The following is a 6,511-nucleotide window of genomic DNA, read 5'->3' as shown; positions in this document are numbered from 1 at the left end:
GGCGCGCGCGCCGGTCGCCGGGTCTGGTTTGGCGCCGGCATGGACGGCGAGCGTATTGAAACCTGGCGTGCGGGTCACTGAAAACCTCCCTGAAAAACCTTCTGAAATTCGCCGGGCATTCTTGGCGAAGCCCGGCCTCGAATGCAAAGAAGAAAATACCCTTCCGTGCAGGACCTTTTATGAAGCGGCAGGAAAATACGGCGTTTGCCGGAATAATTTTGCGCTTTCGCCCCTCGCCTATTTCTGGCGAACGCCGAAACTCTGGAATCCCGACCGCATCAGCGGCTTCTTCGACGACAGCACACCGGAGTTGACGCCAGTCCAGCCGATCTCGCCGGACAGCTTGCCATACTCGATCTTGGGGCAGCGGTTCATCACCACCTTGATGCCGGCAGCCTCGGCGCGCGCGGCTGCCTCGTCATGGCGCACGCCAAGCTGCATCCAGATGACTTTCGGCAAGGGATCTAGCCGCAACGCCTCGTCGACGATGCCGGGCACAGCCGCTGCCGCGCGAAAAATGTCGACCATGTCGATCGGTTCGGGAATATCGGCGAGCCTTGAATAGGTCGTCCGGCCGAGGATTTCCTTGCCGGCCTGGCCAGGATTGATCGGGAACACAGAAAATCCCTTGGCCAGTAGATATTTCAGCACGAAATAGCTCGGTCGCACATCGTTGGCGGATGCGCCGACCATGGCGACGGTCTTCACCGAATTGAGGATGCCGGCGATGTAGGTGTTGTCGTAACTATCGTGGTTCATGCGGCTTCCTGCTGTAGTGGTATCGGTAAAGTTCACGGCTGAACCCGAGCGCGAGCCGGCGTGTTGTCGGCCACCACCTGCAGGCATGCCGCCGAAGCACCCGTCCGTCGCGCCCAGTCGATCAGGCCGCCGACCGTCTTGCGGCCCAGGCCTTGCTGCCTGAAACGGCCATCGGTTTCAACCGATTCCACCACAAGCAGGCCATTGCGCACGACACCATAGGCCAAGGCGGCAATTTCGCTGTCGCGTTCACACGACACAAATGCCCGGTCGCCAATGATCAGCCCGGTCATCTGCCGAAAGATACGGCGATCGGCGTCGTCAAAGGCGCCCATGCGGAAGCGCGCCGCGAGCCAGTCCTCGTCCGGCACCTTCGAAACGGTGACCTGCTCGTCGCGGACTTCAGCCAGGTCGCCGATCCCGGCATGAAGATGGATCGTTCCGCCTTCCGGCTGGTAGCCGCGATGGTCGAGTACGGCTTCGAGCTCGCCCGCGATGTCGGGAACCCGAAACAACGGCGTCTGGCCGTGGCCGATGTAGAAGGACTCGGCGGCGTCGATGACTGCATCAGGCGCGCCGCGCTTGCCGCGCAAGGGATTGGCCGAATTGGTGCGCCGGATGCGTCCGCCCGATCGCCGCAGAAGCCAGCCATCAACGACCGTCTCGGTCGCCGCCGGCCAGCCTTCGCGGCACGCCTGCTCGATGCGCCAGTTGAGATCATCCTCGCCGGCGCTCACGCGTCATCCTCCCTCAGCGCTTCCTCCATAAAGGCCTGCGGATCGGTGCAGAAGTCGCGCATCATGCGAAAATGATCGGTATCGCTGAAGTCCGTGGGATCGAGTCCGAAGCGGCTGATGCGGAACAGCCGGGCTCCGGGACAAGCCATCAGCAGCGGCGAATGCGTCGCCATGATCACTTGCGCGGTGCCCGACTGGTCCATGCGCCGCAGCATCTTGAGCAGTTCGATCTGGCGCGACGGAGACAGCGCGCTCTCGGGTTCGTCGAGGATGTAGATGCCTTGCCTGCGGCAGCGCTCCTCGAAAAAGCGGATAAAACCCTCGCCATGCGACCAGGACAGGAAGTCCGGCGGCGGCGGCCTGAAGGGGTCTTCCAGCGCCGCCTGATCGAGATAGCGAGCCACGGAGTAGAAGGATTCGGCGCGAAAGAACCAGCCGGCGGTGACTTTTGGCAGCCAGTGGCCACGGAATGTGTTGGCCAATGCGGCACCACTCTTGTCGATGGCGCTGGAATGGTCGACCGGCCGGTAGCCCTTGCCGCCGCCGGCTTCGTCATAGCCGGCCAGTGCGCCGATCGCCTCGAGCAGCGTCGATTTGCCGGTGCCGTTCTCGCCGACGATGATGGTGATCGGCGTGGTGAATTCGAGTTCGAAGTCGTGGCCGCGAAACAGCGGCAGGTTCCAGGGGTATTTTTCCCAATCCTCGACCCGCGCGGGATCAAGCAGGATGCGCTTGAGATAAGGGGCTTCGAGCCGCGTCAGCTGTTTGCGATAGGCCATCAGCCAGGCAGCGAAATCGTGCCGTCTTCCGCGATCGGAAAGGCCGGATTGTGCGCCACTTCCCAGACATGCCCGTCCGCATCGGCGAAATAGCCGTACCAGCCGCCCCAGAAGGCACGGCCGGCCGGCTTGACGATGCGGCCGCCGGCTTTTTGCGCCATGGCGAGCACCTCGTCGACCTCGGCGTCCGAGCGGGAGTTGTAGGCGAGGTAGACGGCGGACGGCGCCCCGGCGAAGGCAATGCCGGAATCCTCCTCGGCGCTGACGCGCGGGAACAGGCCGAGAATGGCGCCGCCCATCTGGAAGAAGGCGACACCATCGGTGATGCCGGCATGACGGGTCAGGCCCATCGCCTCATAGAAACGCACCGCGCGGTCGAGATCGTCGGTGGCGATGGTGATGATGGAGATACGTGGTTCCACGATTACTCGTCCGTCCATTCCGGCTTGCGCTTGCCGATGAAGGCGTCAATGCCTTCCTCCGCGTCGCGCGCCAGCATGTTTTCGACCATGATGCCGCCGGCATAGGCATAGGCGTCGGCCAGCCCCATTTCGGCCTGCGCATAGAAAGCTTCCTTGCCTGTCTTGACCACCAAAGATGATTTGGAAGCAATGGTTTGTGCGTATTTGGTGACAATCTGATTCAGGTACTCGCGCGGCACGACGCGGTTGACCAGGCCGAACTCCTTGGCGGTCGCCGCATCGATCGTCTCGCCGGTCAACAGCATCTCCATCGCCTGCTTGCGCGAGACGTTGCGCGACAGCGCCACCATCGGCGTCGAGCAGAACAGGCCGATGTTGACGCCCGGCGTGCAGAAGGTCGCCTCGTGCGAGGCGATCGCCAGATCGCAGCTGGCGACCAGTTGCAGCCCGGCGGCGGTGGCGAGGCCGTCGATTTCTGCGATTACCGGCAAGGGATGACGCACGATCGCCTGCATCAGCGTCGCACAAGCCGCAAACGTCTCTGCGAAGAAGGCCTTGCCATGATCGGCATCGGCGCGGCGCGCGGTCATCTCCTTGAGATCATGGCCGGCGCAGAACACCTTGCCCGCTGCCGAGAGGACGATGACGCGAACGGCCTTGTCAGTCTTGGCGCGCTCGAGTTCCGCTGTGAGCGCCGCCATCACCGCCAGCGACAGGGCGTTGGCGGGCGGATTGGCGAGCGTGAGGCGCAGCACGCCCTTGTCCAGTTGTGCGACAACCGGACCGTCAACGGCGGCAGGCTTGATGGCAAGGATTTCGGCCATGGATAAGGTCTCCGCGATTCCGCTCGGGCTGGCAGACTATCTAATATCGGATCGGGTTTCATCCAACACCCCATCGCTTGCGCCAGGGGACGAAGGTTGCCAGAAATGCCGCGCTGCGCCCACACGCCCAAAAATGAGAGACCGACATGCCCGCCCAAACCAACCTGAAGCCGGTGCTGACCGCGCAACAAGTCAATGCGCTGATGGAAACCGTCTATCCGCAGCTCAATGAGCAGTTCAAATATTTCGAGGCGATCGACGTGTTCCCTGGTGGCTGCACTGTGCGGCTCAATGCCGGCGAGCGGCACCTGCGTCCCGGCGGCACCGTATCCGGCCCGTCGCTGTTCACGCTGGCCGACATCGGCGGTTATGTCTGCGTGCTGTCGCATGCCGGGCCGGATGCGCTCTCCGTTACCGTCAACCTCGACATCAATTTCGTCCGCAAGGCCGAGGCTGGACCGATCGACGGCCATTGCCGCATCCTGAAGCTGGGGAAGAGCCTGATGGTGTTCGACATCGACATCGTCGCCGGCCCGGACGGACACACGGTGGCGCACGCCACCGGCACCTATTCGATCCCGCCGAAGCGGATCACCTAGTACCGCGGCACAGGCGTCAGTCGGACCGGGGCAACGAGAAGGCTTCCCACTGGGCAAGCAACCGACTAATTTGGCGAGCATCCACGGTCGGCACCCGAGATTGAGCCCTTGGCAATGAACTCCACCTCTACCGGACACGAAGCCAGCGATGCGGGATGGCTTGATTTGCACTTCGAGTCGTCGCGTCCTGAATATGAACAGGCACTGCGTGCGATAGGCATTCAGCCGGGTTGGGCGGTTCTGGACGCCGGCTGCGGCAGCGGCAGCTTCTTGCCCGTCCTGCGTGACTTGGTAGGCCCGAGCGGAACGATCGATGTGATCGACCTAGCACCCGAGAACATCGCGCGGGTGAAGGGTTGGTCACTGGACGTTGGGCAGCAGCCGACCATCCGCGCTCAAACTGGCAACGTTCTGGAATTGCCCTTTGTCGACGCTTCCTTCGACTGCGTCTGGTCGGCCAACGTCATGCAGTACCTGACCCCGGGCGAGTTTGCTCAAGCGGTGCGGGAAGCTTGCCGTGTACTGAAGCCCGGCGGGACGCTGGCCATCAAGGACTTCGACTCGACTCTGCTGCATATCCTGCCGATCGACCGGGGCGTTCTGTCGCGTTTCATGACAATCCGCTTGCAGGCATTCCGCGACAAGGGGGTACTGGGAACCGATTGCGGATCGACGCTGCCCGCTCGCCTTCGGGCCGCCAGCGTCACACCTCTATGGCGCAAGGGTTGGCTTGTGGAGCGCTGGGCACCCGTTTCGTCTTTCACGCGCGCCTATGTCGCAGATCTCTTGGCTTACTTCGCGTCCGTTTCAACCACTTACGACCTCAGTCAGGCCGACCGGAGCTATTGGCAGCGCCTAGGCCAAAATCCGGACGAGCTGCTCGACCAGCCTGACTTCTGTTATCGAGAGCTCTTTGTCCTTACGGTCTGTCGTATGACGTAGAGGCGTCACATTGGACCGGGAATAGGCGACGCGCTACTGGGTCGATCCCAACTCGCCTCCCGCACTTACCGACGGCAGCTGCCTTGTCTCAGTTCCGTTCAAGCCGAACCATTTCGATGTGGTAAAATAATACCTTTTTATTAAGCTATTGTTTTTGTTGCATTTTGTGCATAAACCTGCTTTTCCTATGCCTTGACGCGCCCCATCACCCTCGCCTATAAGCCCCTCACGAAGCAGCGGCCCGCAAAGGCCGCCGTTTTGTTATTGGCGACGGGCAAGCGCTTTTCGCCAATCCAAGCAACAAGAAACGCCTTCCCTCGTGAAGGTCAGAACCGAGAGCAAAAAACATGACAACCTTTTCGCAGAAGCCTGCGGATGTGGTGAAGAAGTGGATCCTGATCGACGCCGAGGGTCTCGTCGTCGGCCGTCTCGCCACTGTCATCGCCAATCATCTTCGCGGCAAGCACAAGCCGACCTTCACCCCGCATGTCGACGACGGCGACAACGTCATCGTCATCAATGCCGACAAGGTGGTGTTCACCGGCAAGAAGTTCACCGACAAGGTCTATTACTGGCACACCGGCCACCCAGGCGGCATCAAGGAGCGCACCGCGCGCCAGTTGCTCGAGGGTCGTTTCCCCGAGCGTGTCGTCGAGAAGGCCGTTGAGCGCATGGTCCCGCGTGGCCCGCTCGGCCGTCGCCAGATGAAGAACCTGCGCGTCTATGCAGGCGCCGAGCATCCGCATGTCGCCCAGCAGCCCGTCGTGCTCGACGTGGCCAAGCTGAACGCCAAGAACAAGAAGGTCGCATAAGATGGCTGAGCTTTCCTCGCTCGCAGAACTGGGCGCCGCCACGGGCAACACCAACACCCAGCCGGCAGCTCCCGTCCACGTCCAGAAGCTCGACAAGTCGGGCCGCGCCTATGCCACCGGCAAGCGCAAGAACGCCATTGCGCGCGTCTGGGTGAAGCCGGGTTCCGGCAAGATCATCGTCAACGACAAGGAATTCGCGACCTATTTCGCGCGTCCGGTCCTGCAGATGATCCTCAACCAGCCGATCATCGCCTCCAACCGCGCCGGCCAGTACGACATCATCGCGACCGTTGTCGGTGGCGGTCTTTCCGGCCAGGCGGGCGCCGTGCGTCACGGCATCTCCAAGGCGCTGACCTACTACGAGCCGACGCTGCGCGCCGTGCTCAAGAAGGGCGGCTTCCTGACCCGCGACAGCCGCGTCGTCGAGCGCAAGAAGTACGGCAAGGCGAAGGCCCGTCGTTCGTTCCAGTTCTCGAAGCGCTAAGCGCTCCGCAGCTTCAGACAATCGAAAGGCCGCCTCCGGGCGGCCTTTTTGCTTTAGGGGCTCGGCAGTCACCCCACCCGGCGCTGCGCGCCGACCTCCCCATCAAGGGGAGGCAGGGCGCCGCATCCTTCTACCTCCCCTTGATGGGGAGGT

Annotated in this window: 9 protein-coding genes; 4 read left to right on the top strand and 5 right to left on the bottom strand. The window is 62.4% G+C overall.

All coding sequences use genetic code 11. The annotated features are described in order from the left end of the window. Positions 1-237: 237 nt before the first annotated feature. The 5 genes from FCU66_RS40695 to FCU66_RS40675 are packed head-to-tail and all read right to left on the bottom strand — an operon-like array spanning position 238 to position 3,521. On the bottom strand, positions 238-759 hold the full coding sequence (locus tag FCU66_RS40695; RefSeq protein ID WP_136618727.1) for a CoA-binding protein: 522 nt from the start codon (positions 757-759) through the stop codon (positions 238-240). A 32-nt stretch (positions 760-791) separates the two neighbouring features. Then, the gene (locus tag FCU66_RS40690) at positions 792-1,496 is read right to left on the bottom strand and encodes a GNAT family N-acetyltransferase (protein ID WP_246094218.1); all 705 of its coding nucleotides are present in this window, start codon (positions 1,494-1,496) and stop codon (positions 792-794) included. Beyond that, positions 1,493-2,275 carry an AAA family ATPase gene (locus FCU66_RS40685; RefSeq protein ID WP_136618726.1) on the bottom strand — a complete coding sequence of 261 codons (783 nt, stop codon included), beginning with the start codon at positions 2,273-2,275 and terminating at the stop codon, positions 1,493-1,495. Before FCU66_RS40685 ends, FCU66_RS40690 begins: the two co-directional genes overlap by 4 nt. Beyond that, a complete protein-coding gene (locus tag FCU66_RS40680; RefSeq protein ID WP_136618725.1) occupies positions 2,275-2,697 on the bottom strand; it encodes a VOC family protein in 423 nt (140 codons plus the stop codon). The genes FCU66_RS40685 and FCU66_RS40680 overlap by 1 nt, the downstream gene beginning before the upstream one ends. A gap of 2 nt (positions 2,698-2,699) precedes the next feature. Further along, a complete protein-coding gene (locus FCU66_RS40675; protein WP_136618724.1) occupies positions 2,700-3,521 on the bottom strand; it encodes an enoyl-CoA hydratase in 822 nt (273 codons plus the stop codon). Between the two features lie 146 nt (positions 3,522-3,667). On the opposite strand from FCU66_RS40675, the gene FCU66_RS40670 reads away from it, so the two are divergent. The 4 genes from FCU66_RS40670 (at position 3,668) to rpsI (ending at position 6,358) form a co-directional block, all read left to right on the top strand. Next, complete coding sequence (locus FCU66_RS40670) at positions 3,668-4,120, top strand: PaaI family thioesterase (protein ID WP_136618723.1); 453 nt, start codon at positions 3,668-3,670, stop codon at positions 4,118-4,120. Between the two features lie 114 nt (positions 4,121-4,234). Then, the gene (locus tag FCU66_RS40665; RefSeq protein WP_136618722.1) at positions 4,235-5,062 is read left to right on the top strand and encodes a class I SAM-dependent methyltransferase; all 828 of its coding nucleotides are present in this window, start codon (positions 4,235-4,237) and stop codon (positions 5,060-5,062) included. Positions 5,063-5,409: 347 nt separating this feature from the next. Continuing rightward, complete coding sequence (gene rplM, locus FCU66_RS40660; RefSeq protein WP_013532205.1) at positions 5,410-5,874, top strand: 50S ribosomal protein L13; 465 nt, start codon at positions 5,410-5,412, stop codon at positions 5,872-5,874. Between the two features lies 1 nt (position 5,875). After that, positions 5,876-6,358: a 30S ribosomal protein S9 gene (gene rpsI / locus FCU66_RS40655; protein ID WP_056594184.1), complete on the top strand. Its 483-nt coding sequence runs from the start codon at positions 5,876-5,878 to the stop codon at positions 6,356-6,358. Positions 6,359-6,511 lie beyond the last annotated feature (153 nt).

The sequence above is a fragment of the Mesorhizobium norvegicum genome, from assembly GCF_004919685.1.
Classification (GTDB): Bacteria; Pseudomonadota; Alphaproteobacteria; order Rhizobiales; family Rhizobiaceae; genus Mesorhizobium; species Mesorhizobium norvegicum.
The sequence above is the reverse complement of the archived record's forward strand: the minus strand, read 5'-3'. Positions and strand labels throughout refer to the sequence as shown.

Bases quoted from the DNA above. Each gene is read 5' to 3' on its own strand.
- FCU66_RS40695 (WP_136618727.1), bottom strand. From the start codon at position 759: ATGAACCACGATAGTTACGACAACACCTACATCGCCGGCATCCTCAAT.
- FCU66_RS40685 (WP_136618726.1), bottom strand. From the start codon at position 2,275: ATGGCCTATCGCAAACAGCTGACGCGGCTCGAAGCCCCTTATCTCAAG.
- FCU66_RS40675 (WP_136618724.1), bottom strand. From the start codon at position 3,521: ATGGCCGAAATCCTTGCCATCAAGCCTGCCGCCGTTGACGGTCCGGTT.
- FCU66_RS40670 (WP_136618723.1), top strand. From the start codon at position 3,668: ATGCCCGCCCAAACCAACCTGAAGCCGGTGCTGACCGCGCAACAAGTC.
- FCU66_RS40665 (WP_136618722.1), top strand. From the start codon at position 4,235: ATGAACTCCACCTCTACCGGACACGAAGCCAGCGATGCGGGATGGCTT.
- rplM (WP_013532205.1), top strand. From the start codon at position 5,410: ATGACAACCTTTTCGCAGAAGCCTGCGGATGTGGTGAAGAAGTGGATC.
- rpsI (WP_056594184.1), top strand. From the start codon at position 5,876: ATGGCTGAGCTTTCCTCGCTCGCAGAACTGGGCGCCGCCACGGGCAAC.